General features: G+C 28.5%; 25 protein-coding genes. 4 read left to right on the forward strand and 21 right to left on the reverse strand.

Translation table 11 applies throughout. From position 1 onward, the window contains the following. Positions 1 to 213: 213 nt before the first annotated feature. From JX287_RS03840 to JX287_RS03880, 9 genes are all read right to left on the reverse strand, one after another. Positions 214 to 942 (reverse strand): type 1 glutamine amidotransferase, encoded by a 729-nt coding sequence (locus JX287_RS03840; protein WP_204642257.1) that lies wholly within the window; start codon positions 940 to 942, stop codon positions 214 to 216. Between the two features lie 4 nt (positions 943 to 946). Continuing rightward, entirely contained in the window at positions 947 to 2,248 is a 1,302-nt protein-coding gene (locus JX287_RS03845; protein WP_204642259.1) for a MurT ligase domain-containing protein, read from the reverse strand. An 11-nt stretch (positions 2,249 to 2,259) separates the two neighbouring features. Next, positions 2,260 to 2,976 (reverse strand): response regulator transcription factor, encoded by a 717-nt coding sequence (locus JX287_RS03850; protein ID WP_048802608.1) that lies wholly within the window; start codon positions 2,974 to 2,976, stop codon positions 2,260 to 2,262. A gap of 19 nt (positions 2,977 to 2,995) precedes the next feature. Beyond that, positions 2,996 to 3,727, reverse strand: coding sequence for a pseudouridine synthase (locus tag JX287_RS03855; RefSeq protein ID WP_204642261.1), 732 nt, complete (start codon positions 3,725 to 3,727; stop codon positions 2,996 to 2,998). A gap of 9 nt (positions 3,728 to 3,736) precedes the next feature. Beyond that, positions 3,737 to 4,285, reverse strand: coding sequence for an SMC-Scp complex subunit ScpB (gene scpB, locus JX287_RS03860; protein ID WP_204642269.1), 549 nt, complete (start codon positions 4,283 to 4,285; stop codon positions 3,737 to 3,739). Position 4,286: 1 nt separating this feature from the next. Continuing rightward, on the reverse strand, positions 4,287 to 4,922 hold the full coding sequence (locus JX287_RS03865; RefSeq protein ID WP_239650329.1) for a segregation and condensation protein A: 636 nt from the start codon (positions 4,920 to 4,922) through the stop codon (positions 4,287 to 4,289). A gap of 71 nt (positions 4,923 to 4,993) precedes the next feature. Beyond that, positions 4,994 to 5,899, reverse strand: a complete 906-nt coding sequence (locus JX287_RS03870; RefSeq protein ID WP_204642283.1) for a tyrosine-type recombinase/integrase — start codon at positions 5,897 to 5,899, stop codon at positions 4,994 to 4,996. 175 nt (positions 5,900 to 6,074) lie between these two features. Further along, positions 6,075 to 6,779: a YoaK family protein gene (locus JX287_RS03875; protein WP_204642301.1), complete on the reverse strand. Its 705-nt coding sequence runs from the start codon at positions 6,777 to 6,779 to the stop codon at positions 6,075 to 6,077. A 29-nt stretch (positions 6,780 to 6,808) separates the two neighbouring features. Then, complete coding sequence (locus JX287_RS03880; RefSeq protein WP_204642303.1) at positions 6,809 to 7,693, reverse strand: NUDIX hydrolase; 885 nt, start codon at positions 7,691 to 7,693, stop codon at positions 6,809 to 6,811. Between the two features lie 232 nt (positions 7,694 to 7,925). Here JX287_RS03880 and JX287_RS03885 point away from each other — a divergent pair, with 232 nt between their 5' ends. From JX287_RS03885 to JX287_RS03895, 3 genes are all read left to right on the forward strand, one after another. Next, complete coding sequence (locus JX287_RS03885; RefSeq protein WP_204642305.1) at positions 7,926 to 8,108, forward strand: DUF2929 family protein; 183 nt, start codon at positions 7,926 to 7,928, stop codon at positions 8,106 to 8,108. 102 nt (positions 8,109 to 8,210) lie between these two features. Beyond that, the gene (locus JX287_RS03890; protein ID WP_204642307.1) at positions 8,211 to 8,684 is read left to right on the forward strand and encodes an NUDIX hydrolase; all 474 of its coding nucleotides are present in this window, start codon (positions 8,211 to 8,213) and stop codon (positions 8,682 to 8,684) included. An 18-nt stretch (positions 8,685 to 8,702) separates the two neighbouring features. Then, complete coding sequence (locus JX287_RS03895) at positions 8,703 to 9,089, forward strand: thioesterase family protein (protein ID WP_204642309.1); 387 nt, start codon at positions 8,703 to 8,705, stop codon at positions 9,087 to 9,089. 73 nt (positions 9,090 to 9,162) lie between these two features. On the opposite strand, the gene codY is transcribed toward JX287_RS03895, so the two are convergent. The 8 genes from codY to JX287_RS03935 form a co-directional block, all read right to left on the reverse strand. Next, on the reverse strand, positions 9,163 to 9,945 hold the full coding sequence (gene codY, locus JX287_RS03900) for a GTP-sensing pleiotropic transcriptional regulator CodY (protein WP_048802749.1): 783 nt from the start codon (positions 9,943 to 9,945) through the stop codon (positions 9,163 to 9,165). 79 nt (positions 9,946 to 10,024) lie between these two features. Beyond that, positions 10,025 to 11,329 (reverse strand): FADH(2)-oxidizing methylenetetrahydrofolate--tRNA-(uracil(54)-C(5))-methyltransferase TrmFO, encoded by a 1,305-nt coding sequence (gene trmFO / locus JX287_RS03905; protein WP_204642311.1) that lies wholly within the window; start codon positions 11,327 to 11,329, stop codon positions 10,025 to 10,027. Positions 11,330 to 11,349: 20 nt separating this feature from the next. After that, positions 11,350 to 12,600 carry a tRNA uracil 4-sulfurtransferase ThiI gene (thiI, locus tag JX287_RS03910; protein WP_204642313.1) on the reverse strand — a complete coding sequence of 417 codons (1,251 nt, stop codon included), beginning with the start codon at positions 12,598 to 12,600 and terminating at the stop codon, positions 11,350 to 11,352. Next, positions 12,590 to 13,741, reverse strand: coding sequence for a cysteine desulfurase family protein (locus JX287_RS03915; RefSeq protein WP_204642315.1), 1,152 nt, complete (start codon positions 13,739 to 13,741; stop codon positions 12,590 to 12,592). Before JX287_RS03915 ends, thiI begins: the two co-directional genes overlap by 11 nt. A 223-nt stretch (positions 13,742 to 13,964) precedes the next feature. Continuing rightward, positions 13,965 to 14,396 (reverse strand): hypothetical protein, encoded by a 432-nt coding sequence (locus tag JX287_RS03920; RefSeq protein WP_204642317.1) that lies wholly within the window; start codon positions 14,394 to 14,396, stop codon positions 13,965 to 13,967. Position 14,397: 1 nt separating this feature from the next. Then, the gene (locus tag JX287_RS03925; protein ID WP_204642319.1) at positions 14,398 to 14,985 is read right to left on the reverse strand and encodes a lysophospholipid acyltransferase family protein; all 588 of its coding nucleotides are present in this window, start codon (positions 14,983 to 14,985) and stop codon (positions 14,398 to 14,400) included. 19 nt (positions 14,986 to 15,004) lie between these two features. Beyond that, positions 15,005 to 15,679, reverse strand: a complete 675-nt coding sequence (gene cmk, locus JX287_RS03930) for a (d)CMP kinase (protein WP_204642321.1) — start codon at positions 15,677 to 15,679, stop codon at positions 15,005 to 15,007. A 138-nt stretch (positions 15,680 to 15,817) separates the two neighbouring features. Further along, on the reverse strand, positions 15,818 to 17,926 hold the full coding sequence (locus JX287_RS03935) for a DNA topoisomerase III (protein WP_204642328.1): 2,109 nt from the start codon (positions 17,924 to 17,926) through the stop codon (positions 15,818 to 15,820). Positions 17,927 to 18,091: 165 nt separating this feature from the next. Here JX287_RS03935 and JX287_RS03940 point away from each other — a divergent pair, with 165 nt between their 5' ends. Beyond that, entirely contained in the window at positions 18,092 to 18,550 is a 459-nt protein-coding gene (locus JX287_RS03940; RefSeq protein ID WP_204642336.1) for a nucleoside 2-deoxyribosyltransferase, read from the forward strand. A gap of 193 nt (positions 18,551 to 18,743) precedes the next feature. Here the strand turns inward: JX287_RS03940 and JX287_RS03945 are convergent, their stop codons facing one another. The 4 genes from JX287_RS03945 to JX287_RS03960 form a co-directional block, all read right to left on the reverse strand. Continuing rightward, positions 18,744 to 19,376, reverse strand: coding sequence for an ABC transporter ATP-binding protein (locus tag JX287_RS03945; protein WP_204642338.1), 633 nt, complete (start codon positions 19,374 to 19,376; stop codon positions 18,744 to 18,746). A gap of 13 nt (positions 19,377 to 19,389) precedes the next feature. Continuing rightward, on the reverse strand, positions 19,390 to 20,649 hold the full coding sequence (locus JX287_RS03950) for an ABC transporter permease (protein WP_204642340.1): 1,260 nt from the start codon (positions 20,647 to 20,649) through the stop codon (positions 19,390 to 19,392). A 15-nt stretch (positions 20,650 to 20,664) separates the two neighbouring features. After that, on the reverse strand, positions 20,665 to 22,050 hold the full coding sequence (locus tag JX287_RS03955) for an ABC transporter permease (RefSeq protein WP_204642341.1): 1,386 nt from the start codon (positions 22,048 to 22,050) through the stop codon (positions 20,665 to 20,667). A gap of 224 nt (positions 22,051 to 22,274) precedes the next feature. Then, the gene (locus JX287_RS03960; protein ID WP_204642344.1) at positions 22,275 to 23,204 is read right to left on the reverse strand and encodes a helix-turn-helix domain-containing protein; all 930 of its coding nucleotides are present in this window, start codon (positions 23,202 to 23,204) and stop codon (positions 22,275 to 22,277) included. Between the last annotated feature and the right edge of the window lie 1,330 nt (positions 23,205 to 24,534).

Consider the following 24,534-nt stretch of genomic DNA (forward strand, 5'->3'; position numbering starts at 1 on the left):
ATTCAAGAACTAAAATCTAATTTACAATGTTTAACTATTTAATTTCAATCAAAAAATTATCTTTTTAATATCTATTTAAAAAAAAAGGAATCATAAGCTTAAAGCTCATGACCCTTCTCATCAGTCCTAAATTTTGAAGAACCCTTAAAAATTTGATTGATAACAATCATACTTTTAAGTCGTATTCTTTAATATTATTTTAATCGTTAAACTTTACTTAATTGATTTCTTTAATAATTCAACCATATGCTTATTGGCATTTAATTCGATATCATTATTTAATTCAATAAAATCATACGTTCCGTATTTATTGTCTAATGCTGCTTTAATCAGATAATCTGTTACATTAGGATTCTTAGGTAAAATTGGTCCATGAAGATAAGTCCCAATTAAATTATTATAAAGAATACCTTCTTTCTTATCTTCATCGTTATTTCCATATCCCACAACTACATTTCCTAATGTTTCATAATTATGATATGTTCTTCCACCATGATTTTCAAAACCTACGATATTACCAAATTTTTCAGATTCAACTAGTATATTACCAATTAAACGTGGTGCATCTTTTTTTGATTCTGTATAAAAATCCAATATATTTAGACCAGGTAATTTATCACCATCAACAGTTTTATAATATTCTCCTAAAAATTGATAACCACCACAGATTGTAAGTGCTGGAATACCATCTTCAATAGCCGATTTAAATTCATGTTTAATTTTACTAAATTGTTCAGTTGCTATACATTGTTCTCTATCAGATCCACCACCGATGAAAAACATATCACAATCAGTAAGTTTCACACCATCAGTTGAAGTAATATTCTCAATTTCGAGATTGATTCCTCTCCATTCACAACGTTTTTTTAGTGCAATAACATTTCCAATATCACCATATAAATTTAATTTATCAGGCATAAAATGATATAATTTTAAATCCATAGAATTATTTCTCCAATTCTCTTTGAGTCTCTACTAATGCAGTATAATTTGGAATAGCTATCGCATACTTCTCATTATAACTTTTTAGTTTGTCTACAGCTTCTGGTATACTCTCTAAAACAACAATATTTGCATCTATTCCAGTATATTTCAATCTTAATGCTAATTCTTTCGCTCGTTTACCAGAGCACACTATATTTTTTATTTTTTGTCCATTTAATATATCAAAGTCAGTATCCCAAATCCAAGATATATCAATACCATCAGCGCCGTTATCATTTAATACTAATAGGTAGTTGATTTCTTCTTTTATCACATTAGCAATCGCTAAAGAAGCATTTAAACCTGCCGGATTTTTTGCTAAATTAAGTAATACTGTTGCACCATTCGATAGACTAATACTTTGCATACGACCATTAGTTGCAGTGTATGTTTCAAGACCATATTTTATTTTCTCATCTTCTAAACCAAGCTCTTTTAGTAGTGAATACGCTGCAAGTAAATTATATATATTGTAATCTCCAGCTAATTTTGTAGCTATTGAAGCATTTTTATTAATAGTCATATTAATAAATGGTTCTACAGTAGCATTCGTCACTTCATATTTTACATCTTGATGCTTAAAATCACATTTAGAACAGTGATAGAATCCTAGTTGACTATAGTGTACATGATCATAAATTAATTCCATTCCACAATTAGGACAGAATTTAGATTCTGATATACCAAAATCAGAAAATTGATAAGCATCTTTAGCAATACCAAAATATATATTATCTTCTCCATATTTTGAAAGCCTTGTAACAAAAGGATCGTCACTATTTAAAATAAGTTGTATATTTTTTCCTTCTAATTGCTCACCAATTGTTGAAATTAAAGTATCAATCTCACCAAATCTATCAATTTGATCTCTAAAAAAATTATTAATTACAAATTTAGTTGGAGTAATATATTGCATTACTCTTCTAATCGAACCTTCATCAATTTCAATTACAGCTAACTTAGTATTATTATTGGCTTGAATAGCAAAAGTTGATATAATTCCATCCAACATATTCGCACCTTCAAAATTATTAATGAAATTCTTACCAGCACATCTTAATGTATGTCCAATAAGATTCGATGTAGTTGTTTTTCCATTTGTTCCCGTTACAAAAACAATTTCATCAAAATCACTAGCCAATTTAGTTAATACATTATCATTAACTTTTCTTAATACTTTCCCCGGTAAATCCGTTCCTTTTTTACCTGCAATCTTACTAGCAGTTCTCGTTAATTTTGCTAAATTTCTATAAAATCCTAGCATGTTTTCTCCTTTTACAGACTATTTTGTGATGTATCAAATTTATATCCTATACCCCAAACAGTAACAATCATTTGAGCAACTTTTGGAGAAATCTTATCAAATTTCTTCCTTACACGCTTAATATGTGTATCTACAGTTCTCAAATCCGAATAAAAATCATAATCCCATACAGCTCTAAGAATTTCATTTCGTTTAAAAGCCTTATCAGGTGATTTTGCTAAAAATAATAATAAATCAAATTCTTTAGGCGTCAACAACACTTCACTATCTTCGACAATTACTTTATGTGAATTAACATCAATTATTAATCCCGGAAAAACTAATACGTCTTTTGTGTAAAGTTCCGGAGTATAAAATACACTTCGTTTTGTACGTTGAAGAATGGCATTTATTCTTAACATGAGTTCTCTAGGACTAAAAGGCTTAATAACGTAGTCATCTGCACCTAATTCAAATCCTTCTACCCTACTTTGTTCATCCGCCTGAGCAGACATAATAATTACAGGAGTAGCCTTTGTTTTTCTAAGTTCAGATAAAATAGATTTACCATTTAACATAGGTAATTGCACATCTAATAAGACACAAGAATAATCCATATACTTCAATCGCTCTAAACCATCATTACCGTTACTAGCTTCATCTACAATATAACCCTCTTTTTCAAGATACATTACTAATAATTTTCTTATTCTTTCTTCATCATCTACAATCAATACTCTCTCTGCCACAATACATCACTTCCTAATTTTACTTTTCACCATTTTTTGCCTTATTAATAAGTCTTTTTACCTCATGAATAGTAAGAGTTCTATACTCACCTTTTTTTAATCCTTCTAACGTTAAATCTTCAATCGATTCACGTTTTAATTTCATTACTTCATAGCCTAAAGCTTCAAACATTCTTCTTACTTGTCTATTTTTCCCTTCGTGGATAGTTAATCTAACTAAAGTATTACCACTCTTATTTTTATTTTTAACTATATTCACTTCTGCTTTTGCAGTCTTATAATTATCTATTCTCACACCATTACGAAGAATTCTAAGGTGATTTTCTTCTAGTTTTCCATTTATTTTAGCAACATACGTTTTTTTTATTTTATGCTTAGGGTGCGTTATTAAATTAATAAACTCACCATCATTAGACATGATAAGTGCTCCTGAAGTATCATAGTCTAGTCTACCAACAGGTACAACACGTTCGCTAACATTTTCAAAGAAGTCTTTCACACAAGTTCTATCTTTCTCATCAGACATTGACGTAATTACCTTCTCCGGTTTATAGAATAAATAATATCTCTTATTTTCTTTTAATAAACGAACACCCTCTACTATGATAATATCACTAGGTTCAGCTTTGACACCAAGTTCTTTTACAACTTCACCATTAACACTTACTTTTCCATCAAGAATTAATTGTTCTGCCTTTCTCCTTGATGTATATCCTGATGCAGCTATTAATTTTTGCAGTCTTTCTGCCATATCGTCCTCCTAATTTTGTAAAAATTTATTAATTTCCTCATTACTAACAATTTCCGATTTCGGTAATTGTTCTAAACTTTCTAATCCAAAAACATCTAAAAATATATCTGTTGTTTCATATAATTTAGGTTTCCCAATCGTGTCTAACGTTTTGTTAGATACTATAAGTTCTTTACTAACAAGAGAGTGTAATATAGAATCACTACTTACACCCCTTATCTTATCAATTTGAACTTTTGTAATTGGTTGATTATAAGCTATAATTGCTAAAGTTTCTAAAGATGCTTTAGATAATTTAACAAGATTTTTTGAGATAACAGCTTTTTTTATTACTTCAGCCATTTCATCTCTCAAAAGCATTTTGTATGTTGTTCCGAATTTTTTAATAATCAATGAATTATTAATCTTATTATAATCCTCACAAAATACATTCAACATATTTTCTGCTTCATGCATTTCTACTTCCATGAAAGTAGAAAAGTATTCAATATTCAGACCTTCTTCTCCTTTCATGAAAAGTAAAGCCTCTATTATTTTCTTAGTTTCATCTAATAGCATGTTAATCTTCCTTTGATTTATATTCTAAAATGATTTCACCATCTTTGTCAACACATTGTAATTCTTGATCCTTTATCATAGCTAAAACACCTATAAACATCAAAACAATTTCATTTTTTTGAGAATAGGTCTTAACAAGGTCGAAGAAATTCATTTTCGTTTTATTTTTAAATTTATTAACAAGCTCTTCTTTTACCTCTTCAAATGATACTTCTCTACGATAACTAACTAGTGAAATTTCATTTTCATTTTCATCAAAAGATCTAAGAATATTCTCCATAGCCCTTAGCAACTTAGAAGATGGCATTCTCAAAGTTTCAACACTACCTACAACATCTAAATTAATACTTTCCTTATCTAAAAATTGCGCTCTCATTCGTTGAAGATTATCTAGTTTCTCACTTAGTTCTTTATAGTTTTTATAATCAAGGAGCTGTTGAACTAAATCCTCTTCATCTTCAATAGTTTCATTTTCAAACTTAGGAAGTAAATTCTTACTTTTAATATGGAGCAAAGTTGCAGCCATAACAATATATTCTTCTGCATTTTCTAATGAAAAGTCATCATTATTATTTATATATTCTAAATAGCTCTCTGTTAGTTGTGCTATAGGAATATTATAAATATCAATCTCCATCTTTTCTATTAAGTGCAAAAGCAAATCAAGTGGCCCTTGAAAAATCTCTAAGTTAACATTATACATTTATCTTATCCTTTTTTAATCGTCTTTCTTGGATGATTACTAATCATTCTTTTCGATTTATTTCCCTCTAAACTAGAGAAATATAACTTCAAACTATGAATATTTTTCAAACCTAACAATTCTTGTACTTCTTCTGCTGGAACCTTATCTTCTAGCAAATGAATTGCTAAAGAATTTCTAAAATTCATAGTATTTAGCTCTTTTGTTAATCCTAAATCTTGTTGGCGTTTTTTAAATATTTTCCAGAAACCTTGACGACTAATTCCTTCACCATCTTGGTTCAAGAATAATTTACTGTCCTCTTTAATATCAGGATATTCTTTTTTTAATTCAGCAATGTAATTCTCAATTGCCTCTACCGATTCTCTATTAAGTGCAACCGTACGGAATCCTTCTTTTTTTCTATATTTTAAAAATCCGATAGTAGTATTAACATCCTTTAATTCTAAGTTTATACATTCCGTTGGTTTAATACCGATAGAATATGATAACTCAAATATAGCTTTATCTCGAAAACCAATTAAATTTTTTGTTTTCACATCTAAAATCTTAGAAATTTCTTGTCTTGTAAAAATTACAGGTTCTTGATGTTCTTCCTTATCGATATGAACATCAATATTGACCCTATTTGGAATAATTTTTTCAATCCATAAATACTCCACAAAAATGTGAACAGTAGATATCGTTCTTGATAATGTTGCAGATGAATATTCTTTTTCTCTCAGATAATCTATATATCTAGAAATAAATTCTTCATTTAACCAAGAATAGTCTTCAGTAGCATATCCTTTTTCAGCTAAATATAAAAAGATTTTTTTTAAATCCCTATCATATGAATTGATAGTATTTGTTGAAAACTCTTTTCTATTTATCAAATACTCATTAAAATTGTTTAATACTGTTTCACTCATATAAATACCCCCTTAGTATTAAAACTACCCTAATTTTTATTTCTATATTGATTATAACATCTATAAAACTTTATGTAAATGCATTTGCGACAATTTTTCATTTAAATATAAAATTTCCAAGATGATAAAAACTACTGATTATAGCACTTTAAAATCACCTTGGAATTAAATTATTTTATATTATCTTTTTTCCAAATTTATTATTAATTATAGTTACAAATATTAGATTGATACAAATGATAAAAATCGGAACAATTATTGCTTTATGTAAGAAATATTTTGACATTGCAGCCCCTAATATTACCCCTGAAAGAAAAACAGTTATTACACTCAAATAAATAAGAAAAGGCATTTTGCTTTCTTTCTTCTTCAAAATAAAATATTTATATAGATGCTCACTCATTGATCTCAAATTACCAGTACAAAAAACACTTGCAAAAACTAAGTTATTAACTTTTCTAAATCCATCAAACTGGATAGCACATATAAACGAAATAACTATTGGTCTTATATCTACTCCAAAATATTTATGTTTAATTGAAATTATAACCAAAGCCACAATTTGTGTCAAAAGCAACATATAAATATGTTTAAAAATAGATAATTCTTTATATTTTGTTTCAATAAACTTACTTACTAATACCCCTATAACAAAAGACAATATAGGTATTGAATAATGTAGTACTTCTGAAAAATTACCTTCAATCAAATCTATTCCAACAAAAATTAAATTTCCAGTTTGTGCATTTGCAAAAATACCGCCACAATTAACAAAAGTATATGCATCAAAAAAACCACCCACAGCCGTAAGTAACAAACAAAACATTAATTGTTCATGGACAGGAAGATTTCTATTCATCAAAGTTTCACGTAAATTCATACTTCTTAAAATCAACTCCTTAAATAAAATTAATCAAATATTGTATTCCAGTTATCAACATTATTATAGCAATCAAAACACATTTCTAATTGTTTTTTTGTCGTTCTCGTAACAGATAATTCTGGGAGTTCATCAAGTGAATAAAACTCAGCTCCCGATGTTTCAGTATTTTCTACAAAACTATGACTAACATATTCACAAAGAACAAATATTTTCACCATACCAAAAGGAAAGTTAACATGGTGGTGTCTATTATAATCAAGCACAGCAACAATTTTAAGAGGATTAACTACCGCTCCTGCTTCTTCACTTGCCTCTTTTATGACATTTTCACGAATACTTTTATTTACATCCTGATAACCACCAGGAAGAGCCCATTTGCCATCAAGTTGCTCTTTTACCAATAATATTTTATTATCTTCAATAACAGCAGCTCTAGTTTCTACTTTAGGGGTTTGATAGCCTAGTTCACCTGCAAAATCTATTTTAATTTTTTCAATTGGAATATCATATTTAAACGATAACATCTCACACGCAATTTCTCTAATTCGTTCTGAACGTTCTCTATCAAATTTATCTTTACTATAGGCTAAACTACATTGTGACAAAAATTGGAGTTCTTGTGCCCATTTTTTCCAAACATCATCTTTAAATACTCGTACTATATCTTCAATATTTTTTATAAATATAGCATTCTTAACATCTAAAAAATCATAGTCTTCTTTTAATAGAAATACATTAATTAGTGTATTGCTAAGGTTATTTTTATTATCAGTTAAAAACAAAGCATTAGACTCTATAATTTTTGAATCTTCAATAAATTCAAAAGGTATAGAGTAATCAAAAAATATCTGTTTTAACTCATCTGTAATTTTAACTTCTAAATTCTTATCTATATATAATTTTTGATACATAAGTTACCTCCACAGGCTTATATATTTTATTATATCATACTTTTTATATATTACTAGAAGGTTGATGAAAATTAATTATTGTTTTCAATACTTAAAATCCCTTATTATTTGAGTTATATTTTACATAGTAATTTCTATGAAATTGATATGCAAATTATCAATAAAAATGTTGCTAGATTTTAATATTAGGTGTATAATAATTAGTGTAAGTAAAATTTAAGGAGTGATAATGATGAAATATATTATTTCACTAATTTGGTCATTTATATTTGCATTTATTGTAATATTTATCGTATCATCTATTTTAGGTAGCAATGGTGAAGTTAATACACTTCGTGACTGTGCAATACTTTCTGTAATGTTTACAGTGTTTGTTGCATTATTAGACGCTGTAGGCTTTGATAAAAAGCGTTAATAAGGTTGATTATTTATTTAATAAAAATTTTTTACATAAAGAAAGTAGGTATTGAGGTATGTCCTCTTTCCTACTTTTTCTTTAAATATAGGAGATGGTTATATGAACAATGTACTTGCAACCATGTGTTATATCGACAATGGGGATAGTTTTTTAATGTTAAGAAGAACAAAGAAAGAAAACGATATTCATGAAGGACTAACAATAAGTGTCGGAGGCAAATTCGAAGTTGGAGAAAGTCCTGAAGATTGCGTTATTAGAGAAGTAAAAGAAGAAACAAATTTGGATATTATTAATCCAAAGTTAAGAGGAATTATCACTTTCCCTAACTTCGATGGAGAAAAAGACTGGTATACTTACGTCTTTACAGCTCCAAATTATACAGGGACTCTCACTAAAGATTGCGATGAAGGAGATCTTGTTTGGGTTAAAAAATCTAAAATTCAAAATATTAACACTTGGGAAGGTGACTATATATTCCTTGATTGGTTAGTAAAAGAAAAACCCTTCTTTTCTGCTAAATTTAATTATAAAAATAAAAAATTCATTGATTACGACGTAACATTTTATGAATAAATAAGAGAGGTTAAAATTATGAAAATAGAGATTAATAAACAATTTAAACAAACTTATGTAGTATCAGAATTAAATACAGCTAAATATATGGGAAGCGGCGACTTAAATGTATTGGCTACTCCTAGCCTCGTTGCATTCATGGAAAATTCCGCTAAAACATTCTTAAATTCTTTCTTAACACAAGACTTAGGAAGTGTTGGGAGCAACATAAATATCAATCATCTTGCACCTACTCTCGTTAATAAAGAAATTACAATTCTAGGTGAAATTACAGAGATTATTAAAGATAAAATTATCATCTTTAATCTAGAGGCTTTCGAAGGGGAGAAAAAAATTGGAGATGCATCTCATACTAGAGTAATTATAAATAATGAGAAATTTATCAACAAATTGAATCAAGAATAATTTAAATATTAATAACAAAAAAAGAAAGAATGTACCCTAACAACCTTTCTTTCTTTTTTTACAATTTTACATTTTAAAATTCATTAGAAAACATTAATTCTAAGAAATATTCTTTCAGTACTTTAATATATGTACCTTTCATACCTAATGATTTAGATTCAATAATTCCAGCACTTTCTAATTTTCTTAAAGCATTAACAATCACTGATCTTGTAATTCCCACTCTATCAGCAATCTTACTAGCAATTAACAATCCTTCTGTGCCATCTAATTCTCTAAAGATATGTTCTATCGCTTCTTTTTCAGAGAACGATAATGAATTTAGTGCCATATTAACCATATCTTTATCACGAGCTAAGTTTTTCTCTTTATCTTGTTTTTCATGTAAGATTTCAATTCCTACTACTGTAGAAGCATACTCAGCTAAAACTAAATCATCATCTTTAAAATCACTATCCATCCTCCCAATAACAAGTGTTCCTAAACGTTCTCCTCCCCCTCTAATCGGAAGAATTACAGTGTAACTATTACCTTCAAAACGTTCTTGCTCTTCTTCAGGAAAAATTGATAATGAATCTTGGAAAGGAATATTAACTTTTGTGGCATAAACTTTTAGTGTAGCATCTAAATATGCTTTGGGAACTTTTCTATCTTGAATTATTTTTTCCATACGTTCATTTGAATAATCAACAATTGAATCATATCCAAGAATATTTCCCTCTGTATCAAGAATATATACTACCGAATCTAGAATTGGACTAAGGCGCATTGCCATAGCTTCAAAGTCTACGTTATCGTGACGTCCTTCTTGTAAAATTGTACTTATTTTTCTTGTTTTTTGTAATAAACTTGCCATTAATTTTCTCCTTACAAAATACTTCCCTAGTTATTATACCATTTATTTTAATAAATTGTAAGACTTTTTAAAAATTAATTTAATCAATTTTGAAATTTTCTAACATTTCAAGCGATCTTTTAGCATATCTTTCATATTTTTCCTTTTTATCTTTGATTCTTTCAGGAAGTAGTTTGATGATACCAAAATTCGCATTCATCGGTTGGAAATTCTTACTTGTATTATCTACAATATAGTTTGCCATAGCACCTATCATCGTCTCTGTAGGAAATATAATTTCTTTATTTTCAGTATTGTATAAAGCATTCAATGCTGCCACAATCCCTGAAGCTGCACTTTCTACATAACCTTCTACACCAGTCATTTGTCCAGCAAAATAAATATTTTTTTCTTCTTTTAATCTGTAAGTTTTTTCTAATAATTGTGGTGAATTTAAGTAAGTATTTCTGTGCATTACTCCATAACGTACAATATTTGCATTTTCAAGACCAGGAATCATATTAATAATTCTCTTTTGTTCACCCCATTTAAGGTGAGTTTGGAATCCAACAATATTGTATAGAGTCCCTTCACTGTTATCTTGACGCAATTGAACAACAGCATATGGACGTTTATCAGTTTTTGGATCTTCTAATCCTACTGGTTTCATCGGTCCAAATAATAGAGTTTTCTCTCCGCGTTTTGCCATTTCTTCAAAAGGCATACAACCTTCAAAGTAAATTTCTTTTTCAAATTCTTTTAACGGTGCAGCTTCTGCTATGATTAACTCATTATAAAAATTAGTAAATTCTTCTTTTGTCATTGGACAGTTTAAGTACGCTGCCTCACCTTTATCGTATCTTGATTTAAGATAAACTTTTTCCATATCGATAGAATCTTTTTCAATGATTGGAGCTGCCGCATCATAGAAATATAGCCCATCTTGTTTAGTATAGTTTCTAATGTCTTGACTTAAGGCATCTGATGTAAGTGGTCCTGTTGCTACTATTACAGGTACGTCTCCTTTAGGAATTTGTGGTAGTTCTTCACCGATAACATTAATATTTGGATGATTTTTAATAGTTTCAGTAATCATTTCTGAGAATTTATCTCTATCTACAGCAAGTGCTCCACCCGCTGGTACTTGTGTTGCATCCGCACATTTAATAATGATTGAATCTAACATTCTCATCTCTTCTTTTAATAATCCAACAGCGTTAGTTATATTGTTAGCTCGTAGAGAGTTAGAACAAACTAACTCTCCAAAGTTTTGTGTTTTATGAGCTGGAGTCATTTTCTTAGGTCTCATCTCATAAAGATCAACCTTTACTCCACGTTTTGCAAGTTGCCAAGCAGCTTCACTTCCTGCTAGTCCTGCTCCAATTACAATTACTTTTTTTTCCATTAATTATCTCACTTTCTATTTTATAATAAATCTGAAAAATCTTCTTTTTCTTCTTTTTTAACTTCTTGTTGTCTCATATCTTGAGTAATTACTCTACCATTTTTATCAAATAAATATGTTTGAACACTATCTAATGTCTCAGCTATTAAATCTGAGTAGTCATCACGTGCTTCATAAGATTTAATTTTTTCTAATCTTGGTTTTGTTTTTGGTGCCTTTGGTGTGAAAATTGTGCAACAATCTTCAAAAGGAAGATTAGAAATTTCTAATGTTTCAATTTCTTGAGCAATTTTAATAATATCTACCTTATCCATTGTCAATAACGGTCTTAATATCGGTAAGTTAGTTACCTCATTTATACAGTTCATCGACTCTAGAGTTTGCGATGCTACCTGACCAAGAGATTCTCCTGTTGCAATAGCTAAACATCCTTCTTTTTTAGCTACTTCTTCTGCAATACGTAACATGAATCTTCTTGTTGAAGTCATAGTATAATTCGATGGAACACGTTTAACAATCTCTGTTTGTAACTTAGTAAAGTTAACAACGTGTAATTTAATTTTCCCTACTACTTGACTTAATTTAGTAGTTAAATCAAAAATCTTTTGTAATGCTTCTGCAGAAGTGAAAGGTGGTGATTGGAAATGGATCATTTCAACTTCTACACCTTTAACTTGAAGTGTATGTGCAGCCACTGGTGAGTCGATACCACCAGAAAGTAATAATAGAGCTTTTGAAGAAGTATTAACCGGGAAACCTCCCACTCCTTTTATAAAATCAGTAAAAATAAATATTCCTTCACTACGAACTTCCACATTAATAACAAAATCTGGTTGTTTTACATTTACTTTTAGATTTTTGTAGTTTATTAACACATGACTTCCAAATACATTATTTAATTCATTAGTGTTGTGAGGGAAGTTTTTATTTGGTCTTTTTGTTTGAATTTTAAATTTGTATTCTTTATCTAACTTAGTTTCAAGCAGCTTATCGATAACCATCTTAGCTTCTTCAACATCTAATCCCGCTCTTAATACAGGTGAAAAATTATGAATACCTGGTACTCTTTTTAATCTTTCCATAATTTCATATACATCTTCATTATGATCTAAATGAATGTACATTCTATCTCTTTTTGTTTGTACGTGAAAACCAGTTAAACCTTGTAAATTATACCTAATATTTTTTGTAAGTTTTTTTAGAAATTCATTTCTATTCCCAGATTTTAGAGTAAGTTCTCCGTATCTTACTATAATATGACTAAATTCCACTTTCAATTACCTCTTTAAATTTTTTATTGTACTCATCTATTAATACTTCAATAAATGTTTCAACTTCTTTTCTTGTAGTTTCATATGAGAAACTAACTCGGATACTACCTTCTATATTTTCCTTAGACAATCCTCTCGCATACAATGCCTCATTTAGATGAAATGTTTTTGAAGAACAAGCACTTGTAGTAGAAACCATAATACCTCTATCATTCAAGGCATTAACAATTGCTTCTCCTTTAATCTTTGGCAGACTAATATTAATAATTGAATCTACATACTTTTCACTAGCAGGTGAATTAATAACAATATGTTCATATTTAGAAAACTCGTCTATAATTCTATTTTTCAAGTCTCTATGATTTTTTTTCACAATATTAATTCTTTCATGTGATAAGCGAAGTGCTTTTGCTAAACTTACAGCTGCAGCTACATTTACTGTTCCACTTCTTAACCCGTCTTCTTGGCCTCCACCGAAGGTAATATTGTGAACCGTTCTTCTAGATTTTAAATATAGAATCCCAATACCTTTTAGACCATGAAATTTATGCGCAGATATAGAATAACTATCAACTTTTAAAAGATTAATAGGATTTTTTAATACTCCTTGCACTCCATCAACATGAAAATGAACTTTAGGATAATCTTTTAAGATTTCTACTATTTCTTCTATCGGCTGAATTGCTCCAAAGATATTATTAACTTGCATAACACTTAATAAAATAGTTTCTTTTGTTAATAATGACTTCAAATGATTTAAATCTATAAAACCATATTCATCAACATTAACATAGTCTAATATAAAACCACGTTTCTCTAGTTCTCTAAACGTTTCTAAAACTGACGGATGTTCAATCTTAGAAACAATAATTCTATTTCCAAAATCTTTTTTATGTTCAACACTTCCCAGTAATGCTATATTATTACTCTCTGTTGCACAAGAAGTAAAAAAAATACTATCTACTCCTACACCAAGAATAGATGCTACTTGAGTTCTTGCCGCAGAAAGAAGTTTATTCGCTGTTTTCCCGTATTTATTAATACTAGCTGGATTTCCAAAATAAGAATTATTAACTTCAACAAATGTATCTAGTACCTCTTTATACGGTTTAGTCGTAGCACAATTATCTAAATATATCATACTATCTACCTTTCTTCTTTAATAATTAACTGTTTATATCAAAAATAAACATAATTTAAACCACTATAAAGTATATAATAAAATCAATTATTTATCAATTAAACAGGATATATTTAATATATCTACATTCATAAATTAATCCTAGAGTTTTAAAAGTATAAGAGGAGCCTCTCAAAAATATGAAATTTTCATATTAGTGAGAAACTCCTTTAATTATTTATGGTTACTCTTTATATTCATTTGCTACAACATCTTTAAGAATTTGATCCCATTTTGGTAAATTTCTATCTATTCTTATAGCACGATCACTATCTGTTCCTAGAATATTGTGAGAACTTGAAGCGATAATAACTACTTCTCCATCCACAAAAAATTCATAAGAAAAAATCGTTTTAATTCCACTATGTTTTTCAATCCATGCTTTTATAAAAATATCTTGACTATTATATCTTATATTAGATCTTATCGAATACTTAACATCTATATCAGCATAATATAAATTATAGTTGATTAATGAATCTATATCTATACCTAAGCCGTTTAAATAATACTTCTTAGCAAGATTCATCCATTCGTAAACATATTTATTATCTAAAAAACCAGCTTGATTGAAAAATTTTTTTTCTAATTTAAATTTAATCGTTTTTTCGTACACTTTACTTCTCCTTTACAATCAATTCTGAAATTTTTTCCATTAAAATAGCAGTAATCTCGTCATGAGTTTTACCTTCTTCTTTTAAAGAAGCAGCATCTATCTCATCACCAATTACTATCTTAATACTAGAAAAAATTCTAAAATTTTTATTTGGGATAATAGCAAATGGAATAATTTTTGTTTTTGCTCTCGTAGCGATAAATGACGCTCCGTTATGAGATTGACCAAGGTCTAAATCTTTTGAATGAGAACGAGTACCTTCAGGAAAAATCCCTATAACTTCTCCTTCTTTAAGTAATTTAATACTGTTATTTATCGCTGTTCTATCAAATGTGCCTCTTTTTATAGGAATTGCTCCTGTCGCTTCTAAAGCTTGTTTAACAAAAACTATTTTAAACAATTCTTCTTTAGCTATGAAGCGGATATTTTTCTCGAAAAAAGCTGGGAATAATAATGGATCATGATTACTCAGGTGATTCCCTGAGATTACTACACCTTTAGCATTTTCTATTTTTTCTTTATTAACAATCGTAACTTTATAAAATGTTTTATAAAATAAACTTAATAATATTCTTACAAAATTATACATGCTACACTCCTATTTAATTTTATCTTTCTACAGCTTTCACTAGTTCAGTCATTTTATCAACAACTTCGTCAATAGTCATAGAAGTCGTGTCTACTAACGTTGCAGAATCAACTTTTACTAGTGGAGCAATATCTCTATTTTCATCTTGCCAATCTCTAGCTTTAATATCTTCCTTAACTTTTTCAAAATCAACATTTTCTAGACCTTGACGTTCAAAATCCAATACCCTTCTTCTTGCTCTTTCTTCAACAGATGCTGTTAAAAATATTTTAACATCTGCATTAGGTAGGACAACTGAAGCAATATCACGTCCATCCATAATAATATTATTAGTATGAGCTAGATTTCTTTGAGTATCAATTAGGAATTCTCTTACTGCAGGAGATTTAGCGAATAATGAAGTATACTTACTAACTTCTGCAGTACGTATTTTATCACTAACTTCCACATCATTTACATATACATATTGAACTCCATCAACATATTCTACTCTAAAATCTAAATCTTCAAGTAATTCTTTAATTTTATCTTCTTCCAATTCTTTTAGATCATTAGATAGAAAATTATACGTTAATGCACGATACATAGCACCAGTATCAACATAGTTAAATCCTAGTTTTTCAGCTACCATTTTTGTTATCGTACTTTTTCCAGATCCTGCTGGCCCATCTACAGCCACTGATACATATTTCATTATATACCTCTCAGACAAATTTTTTCAATATACATTATAGCACAGACTTGCTTTTAACACTACATTTATACGAAAAAAAATTTTTTCAACATCAATTAAACTCAATCTATAAATTTAACAAGATGTAACTCTATAATTTTACTTAAGCTTTAATCCTGCTAATCCTGCTAATGCGTTATTTTCTAATTTTTCCTGCTTCATGTATTTTTTCATATCTACACGGCTAGCCTTATCTTTTTTACTTGATTTAATTCTCTTATCGACTTCTTTTTGTTTCAACGAATTTCCACATTGGCAGCGATATGTAGCATTTTCTCCATTTCCGAATAATGTCATTTTCTTATGACAATTATCACAACGAAGATTTGTTAAACGGCTAATCACCTTGCGATTACGACAGCTTGGATTAGAACATTTTAGCATTTTAGTTCCTTTTTTATCTACCTCTAACATAAAGCTATCGCACTCTTCACATTTCTTACCACTAATGTTATCATGCTTGAACTTATCTTCACTATCTTTAATTTCTGCGATACAAGATTTTGTATATTGTTTAACATCATTTAAAAACTTATCTTTAGAAAGTTTATTTCTAGCAATATTATCAAGTTGTTTTTCCCATACCGCTGTTAGAGACGGACTCTTAAGATTTTTCGGAACTAAATTAAGTAGCTGTTTAGCCTTATTAGTGGTTTTAATTCTTCCATTATCCAATACTAAATAATCATTCGTAAACAGTTTTTCTAATATATCCGCCCTAGTTGCAACAGTTCCGATACCATTTGTTTCCTTAAGAATTTTTCTTTCATTCTCATCATCAACAAATTCAAATGGATTTTCCATAGCATATATTAAACTACCTTCAGTATAATAACTAGGAGGAGTAGTTTGTTTCTTATTATAAACTAATGATTCAAGTTTAAGACTATTATTCATTATATTAATAACTTTATCTTGGATTTCTTCTTTACTTAATACTTTATACCCTTCCTGAAGAACTTTTAGACCTTTTGCTGAAAACACCTTATTTTCTAGAGTAAATGAGTAAGTTGTTTCTTCATATTTATAGTCAGGTAGTAAGTTTTCTAAAAATCTTTTTGCCACTAAATTATAAATTTTCATCTCCATCTCTGACATAGACATATAATTTGGTCTTTGTTCTGTTGGTATAATCGCATGGTGATCACTTACTTTTGCATTATTAATAATTTTCTTAGCATTTAAGTCTTTTTCTCTTAGTAACTTAGCCGTAACTTCTTTAAAATCTCCACCTATAGCCTGTACACGATCTCTTAAAGTATTTTTCATATCACTTGTTAAATATCTACTATCCGTTCTAGGATATGTCAATACCTTATGTCTTTCATAAAGGCTTTGAACAATATTCAGCGTCTGTTTCGGTGACATACCAAATAAAGCACTTGCTGTTTGTTGAATATCTGTTAGATTATATAATGGTTTAGCAGAAGATGTTTTAGATTTTTTTTGAACATCGTTAAATTTAATATCTTTATTAATATTTTTCTTAATAAACTGTTCTGCTCTATCTAAATTAAACTCACTGTTACCACAGCTAAACTTAACACCATCAATTTGAGCTTCAAATGTAAAATAATCTTTCGGCTTAAACTGTTTAATTTTTTCTTCTCTTTCAAAAACCATCTGTAAAGTTGGAGTTTGAACTCGACCACAGTTTAAAGATGCATTATATTTCAGAGTTAAGGCTCTTGAAGCATTAATCCCAACTAACCAATCCGCATTAGCGCGAGCTATACCAGAATGATATAATCCTAGATATTCTTTTCCATCTTTTAAATTTTTAAATCCATCTTTAATTGCCTTATCAGTTACAGATGAAATCCATAGACGTTTAATATTTTTATTACATTTAGCTTTATCAATAATGTAGCGCGCAACTAGCTCTCCCTCACGACCAGCATCAGTTGCAATAATAATTTCTTTAACATCTTTTCTATTTAGAGCATTCTCCACTACTTTATATTGTTTAAAAGTCTTCTTAATAACCTCAGTCTTCATAAATTTCGGAATCATCGGCAAATTTTCTAAGTTCACATTATTAAATTCTTTATATTTATCCGGTGTTTGAAGGGTAATCAAGTGTCCCAATGCCCACGTAACTACATATTTATCTCCCTCTAAGCAACCATTCTTATTATTTTTAGCACCAAGATTCCTCGCAATATCACGAGCAACCGACGGTTTTTCACAAAGTACTACACTTTTCATCAATAATATCCTCACATATTTTTCTATACTACTATAATTATTATAATAGAAATAGATTAAAATAACTAGTAGAACTTATAATCACTATCACTTTCCTTCAACATTAGTTGTAAAATACACCTCATATATATTATAATTTATATAACAACAAAGGAGGATTTGTCTATGAAACTTTATTTAGCAGGCGCACTATTTAATGAAGCGGAGATCGCTCAACGTTTAAAAGAAGGAAAATTATTAAGTGAAAGATTCGGAGAAAGATTATCTGTTTTCAATCCAATCGAGCAGCCTTTCAATGAAGATAAACAAACATTACCTACACCACAAGATATTTTCAATGGAGATACATATGCAGTAGAAAATTGCGACATATTCTTAGCAGATGTAACTAATGAAGACAGTGGAGTTATGGTAGAATTAGGAATAGCTATTGCACTGAACAAAAAAATCATAGCTATTAATTCTGATATTAGATTAAAATCAGCTAACAAATACGATATACCTAGCTATGCAATGAACCATTACGTTCTTGGTGGAATTTTAAAACATGGAACACTAGTTTACAGTTTTGAAGAAGCTATGAACGAACTAGAAAAACTGTTTTGTCTAAAAACTAAACTTTAGCATAAAAAAAGGGAGTGACTCAAAAATCGTGATTTCGGAGAAATCGATTTTTTTAGAGTCACCCCCGCACAGTTTATTAGATGTCTAAAAAGCTTTTATAAAGCGAATTTAGATATCAATAAACCACTGCGTCTATGAGTTCTCATATACACTTTTTTTAAGATTTAGGACTTTTAAGTCAACCTCTTTATTTTTATTTAACTTTTAACTTCTTATCTTTTAATTCTAATACTACATCAGCAGCATTCGCTAATTGATTACTATGAGTAACAACAATAACACATTTATTATTCTCAACTGCAACTTTTTTAAGAATATCAATAATTTCTTGTGCAGTATTCTCGTCTAAGTTTCCTGTTGGTTCATCAGCAAGAATAATCGGTGCTTCAGATACTAATGCTCTTGCTATAGCTACACGTTGTTGCTGACCTCCAGAAAGTTTCATAACATTACGATTAATCTGCTCTTCTTCCAATCCAAGTTTTAGAAGAATATCCTTATTCACATTTTTCGAAACTAGCTTTAGATTCTCTAGCGGTGTTAAATAATCAATTAGATTATAATTTTGAAATACTAGTGAAATATCTTTTCGTCTATGTTCACTATATCCTATTTTTTCAATATTTACGTTATCAAATAAGATTTCCCCACTAGAAGGAGTATCTAACCCAGCTAATAAAGATAGTAAAGTTGATTTACCTGCCCCTGATTTCCCAATTATGGCATAAAACTTTCCTACTTCGAAGTTATAAGTAATTCCACTTAGCACTTTTGATTTGCTATTTTCATATAAGTAATCTACATTTTTTAATTTAAAAATCGACATTTCTTATTCCTCTCTAATTTATTTGCGTTAAAATTTTCTTCGGTTTAGTTTTTAATATTGGTAACAACGCAACTACAACTGAAATTATCACAATAGTTATCATAACTATTATCACACCAATGATATTCGAACCATTAATCGAAATTTTAGTTAATTCATCGCTAATTATCTTAGGTAAATCTTCTGAAAAAACTTTCGTTATATTGCTACTTAAATATTTAAGCAAGATAAACTCAAGCCCTAGAGCTGATAAAAAGCCAAATATCGTAACCATTAATGTTTCTACTACAAATTGTAAAATTAAATTGATTTTACTTATACCTAACGATAGTAACACACCAATTTCATATATTCGTTCTCTTATCCAAAACATGAGCACTAACGATAAAATCACAACTCCTACAATAACACTACCAATTCTAATCATGTTCGTAAGTTTTGTAACACTTTCAACTGAAGAAGTAACCAATTCGTAATTTTTGTTAGATTTTGAGACTGAAATATTATTTATTCCCAAACTCTCAACATTTTTAATAATATCATCTAACTCAGTTGGATTATTAACTCCATACTCTGCAGATGTTACTTTGTTATTAGAAGAATAGTCTAATAACTTTTGGCTAGAGTTATAATCTGTATAAACAGTATTTTCTATAAAATCTGAACTTAATCCTTCAAAGTTATTAGTCTTCTCCCCTGAAAAAATTCCAATTACTTCAAATTCAACAGTTTTACCTTTTTGTTCTAATTTAATCTTATCACCTAAGTTTAAATTGTTCATTGAAGCAAATTTTTCATGAACTAGGATCTTATTTTGATCATTTTCTTCTATATGTCTTCCCTTTTCTAGTTTCAGAACTTCACTTTTAAAATCTATATTATTTTTTGTAGAAGTTATTCCATTCATCATCACTAAATTACTCTTATTTTTCATTTCCTCTGTAATAGTAATATTTTGATTTTCTTGTACAACTTTTTTGTCTACTACATTAACAGACTTCGCATAAAGATAGTTCTTCTGGTTTACTCCAACAACTTCATTAATTTTCTTCAAAGTATCCTTTTCTATTTCCTTATTTGATTTATCTATACTTTCAATAGTAAATCCAAAGTTAACATCTTTATATAGATTTTTAGAGATAGTTCCCACAGTTGTATTTAGTATACTTCCACTCAATAAGAACAACGATATTAGAGTAACAATGAAAAATAAAATGCTACTTCTAACTTTTTTTCTAATAATATAAAGATATGCCCTATTAAAAATACTCATGAGTTTCTCCTTACATTAGTTAATATCCGATAATAAATCTTTTGGTTTTCTATAAGCCAATCTACTAGAAGCAATACCTACAGCAACAATAATAATTAAAATTCCCACAACGACTACTGTTAGCATATTGCCAAGTCCTACACTTACATCTAGTGCTGTAATAATTTTATTCGCACCTTCAACTTCTGCATTTGCTCCAAGATTAACACCATTAGCCTGACTAGATATAGATTTACTTACCGACTTAATAGACTGTTGTAAAATTTGATTACCAATACTTTGACTTATCGCACTTCCAACAAAATACGAAGCTATAAAACTTGGAATACTAATTAGCAGAACCTCAAGAATAAATTGACCAATAATACTTGCTTTTGTCATCCCGATTGCTAAACTTACACCAATCTCTTTTCTTCTACTGTTTATCCATAAGAATAAAATTAGAGAAAGAATTACTATACTAAATACTATTGTAGCTATAAATACTCCATTAGTTAAGCTATATATTGTATCTAATGATTGTTGTAATGCTGGGAAGTTTTGATTGCTTTTAACAAGCATATATTGTTTCCAGTTAATAGGTAATTTCTTAGCAGCGTTAATTACACTATCTACCTTATCTTTTCCATCAACTAAAAAGGTTGCATCTTGATATATTTCTTTTCCATCTTCATAGTTATATAAAGTTTTAGTAGTTTGAGTATCTGCTATAAAAATATTATCATACAGCTCCATGTGACTAGAAGTTACACCTTTATTTTGTCCTCCGAAAATACCAACTACAGTAACTTCTACCTTTTTATCAGATTTTTTCTCATTATCAGCATCGTTTGGATTACCTTTTAATTTAATCTTATCCCCAACTTTAACTTTATTCTTCTTAGCAAAACCTTCATGAATTAAAACAGAGTTTTTATCACCATCTTTAAGATGTCTACCCTCTTGTAACTTAAGTGTCTCAGCAGAAAATCTATCATCTAATGAAGAATCATTAATTCCACTTACAATCACAGTTTTAGAGAAAAGTTGTCTTTGTTTGTTGTTTTTCTCTTCTTGTTGATGATTAGCAAGTTTTAGTGGTTCTAAATCAACTAGATCTGCACTCACATTCATTCTTTTTATATATTTTTTCACACCAGGAAGATTCTTTATTTTTTCTATATCCTCCCCGATTAAATTACCCGCACCTCTTGCAGTACCTGGATTAGTTTTTCTATTAATCTCCATAGAAAAACTACTAGTTATATTTTGGAAAGTTTCTTTAGATAAAGCATCTGTTGATTTTTTTATTGAAATAGTACTTAAAATTAATGATGACATTATTACTAAAATCAAAAAAATAACAAATGATTTAAAACTTTTCCTAGTTATATATAACCAAGCTTTAGTTAATATTGACATTTTTTACACCTCTTTTTATTTTATTTTAACTTAAATAGGATTAATAACTATTATCAACCTTTATTTATATGATAACGCTTTTACTTAAAATTAAACTTATATTATTCACATAAAATTAAAACGCTTTAATAAACAATTCAATAAAAAATTCAAAACAGTAAAGAATAAACTCTTTCCGTTTTGAATTTATTTATTATAAATTATTAAAACACTCATTTGACTCCCTAGAACTCAAAATCTATACCTGTTCTGTTACGATCATAGAACATTTTTACCAATCTATCCCTTGTCAAACTATCACCAAGTATATTAGTCAATGCAATTTGAGCATCAATATGTCTAATACACTTGTTAGCCAACTCTACACCTTCAGGTTTATTTAATTTTAGTTGAATCTGCGCTAATATATAATTAAATGACATTAGGTGAAACATGAAATGCGTAACATTATTATAATGTTCTTTTAACAATTCAATGGCTTTAAGACAGTATTCTTCTGCTTCTTCTACAAAACCTCTTCTTGACAATAAAGCTATTGCACTATTTAATAGGAGTAAAGATCTTTCACCTTTATCGGTAGAGAATATATTATCGGTTTTAATAGGTTTTAAATTCTCATGAATGGCTCGTCGAACAAAATCATCTGAAAATTCATCTTCCTTAATTGATCTAAGAATAAAAGTTAAAGCATATAACTCATTAACTGTATGTTTATCCAAACTCCTTAAATGCTCTAAGACAATTTTTCTGTTATCTCGAATAACCTGAGGACCATCCGTTTCACCTATAACACTAAGACATTGTTCTATATACAGTCTAGTCGCTATTGAGACATCTTCATTTTTAAGCGTCTTAATAGCCAACGATTTAATTGCAGTAAACGTACCAAGCGCCTCTAAACGCCTCGCTTCTGTTAGAAATCCTGTCTGATCTATCTCTACAAGAGGTAAATACTCAGAAAAATAATCCTGATAACATATACCTATATTTCTTAATAATTGCTCAAAAACCTCCAACGACACACTCGTCTCATCCGCCTCAAATCTAATTAATGTTCTAGCGGATATAACTGTGCCTGCAGCATCTTTCAACTTGATTCCACGTTCTTCTCTAATCTTCTTAAAGATTTTCCCTTGCATATTTCTTCCATCCATTTAAGTGTCCGCCTCCTAAATAAATCATATGTAAATTATACCATATATTATGTAATTAATGTAGTAAGCGGACTCGTTTTTTTCATTTAATTGAAATATATCATAAAAAATAAAAAAAGTAACTGACAACACAACACAGTTACTTTCTTCAACGCCTATATATTTTCCCGTTAAATTACCCTTGTTTATAAACTTCAAAAATTAATACTTTTCTCGTCTTTTATTTTACTTAAATATATTTAGATAAATAATATTTTTCTCCAATTTTGTTAAGTTTCAATCAATTTAAACTACTTTTTCTAAATTAATTTTTATGGCAAGTTAACAAAATTATTTTATATAAACTTCAATTTTTTTCTATATACCAATATACCTACTCTCTCCCTAAAACATCGATGTCAACGAAAAAACAACCAAAACTGCTAACATGATATTTCACCTATTTTATATCGAATAATACGTACGGACTCTTATAGACATTTATTATTATACCATGAAGTTCACATAATATAATGTATTGTGTTAAAATTGTCACTTTTTATTATTTTATAGTAAATATTCATAGAAAAATGACACCAGTGACACTTTATTTAAAATTAACACTAAAATTATAATTTTTATCTATCAAGTTCTTCAAATTCTCTAAATTACTTTTAGATATATCAACATATCATAAATTACTGATAAACAAGAAATTATTAGATATAATAAATTCGAAAAATTTCATTGTTTGTTTTATTTACTTATGAAAATTTAACACTAAAAATATTTTAATGAACATTTGAATAATAATATATTTTTTATTAACACTCACAAAAAAGGGCTGTTCACCTTAACAGTCCTTAATTAATAAACTTCTTTTTTTGTTGTGTTGTTTTAACCTTTTTATATAAGTACTTTATATAAACTTCTTAACTTTCATTTTATAAAACATATTATTTTTAAAAATTGTTGAAATTTATTACTAAAATTATCTAGAACGGGAATTAGTAAGTACTTTTATAATAATGATTTCTTATATATTTTAACATTAATTTAACACGTATTTTTAAAAGGTGACAAATATGTCCTATCCTGGAGAGTTTCTCCTTTATTTCTTTATAATATATCCGGATACGACAAATATGTCATATGTTTTTGTGTTAATTCTTTTGTTTTTTATATTAAACATTTAACGATACGACAATTTAGTCATACAATTTCGTTTTAAAGAATAGTTATTCTTAAAAATAAACCTCAAGGCATAACACTCTATGGTACTGCACCCAAAAAGTTGGACAAAATATTAAGTTATTTTTGTTTAGTATTTTAAACTTTAAAGTCAGTAAAT

The organism is Gemella haemolysans (assembly GCF_901873445.1).
In the GTDB taxonomy this organism is placed as follows: domain Bacteria; phylum Bacillota; class Bacilli; order Staphylococcales; family Gemellaceae; genus Gemella; species Gemella haemolysans_C.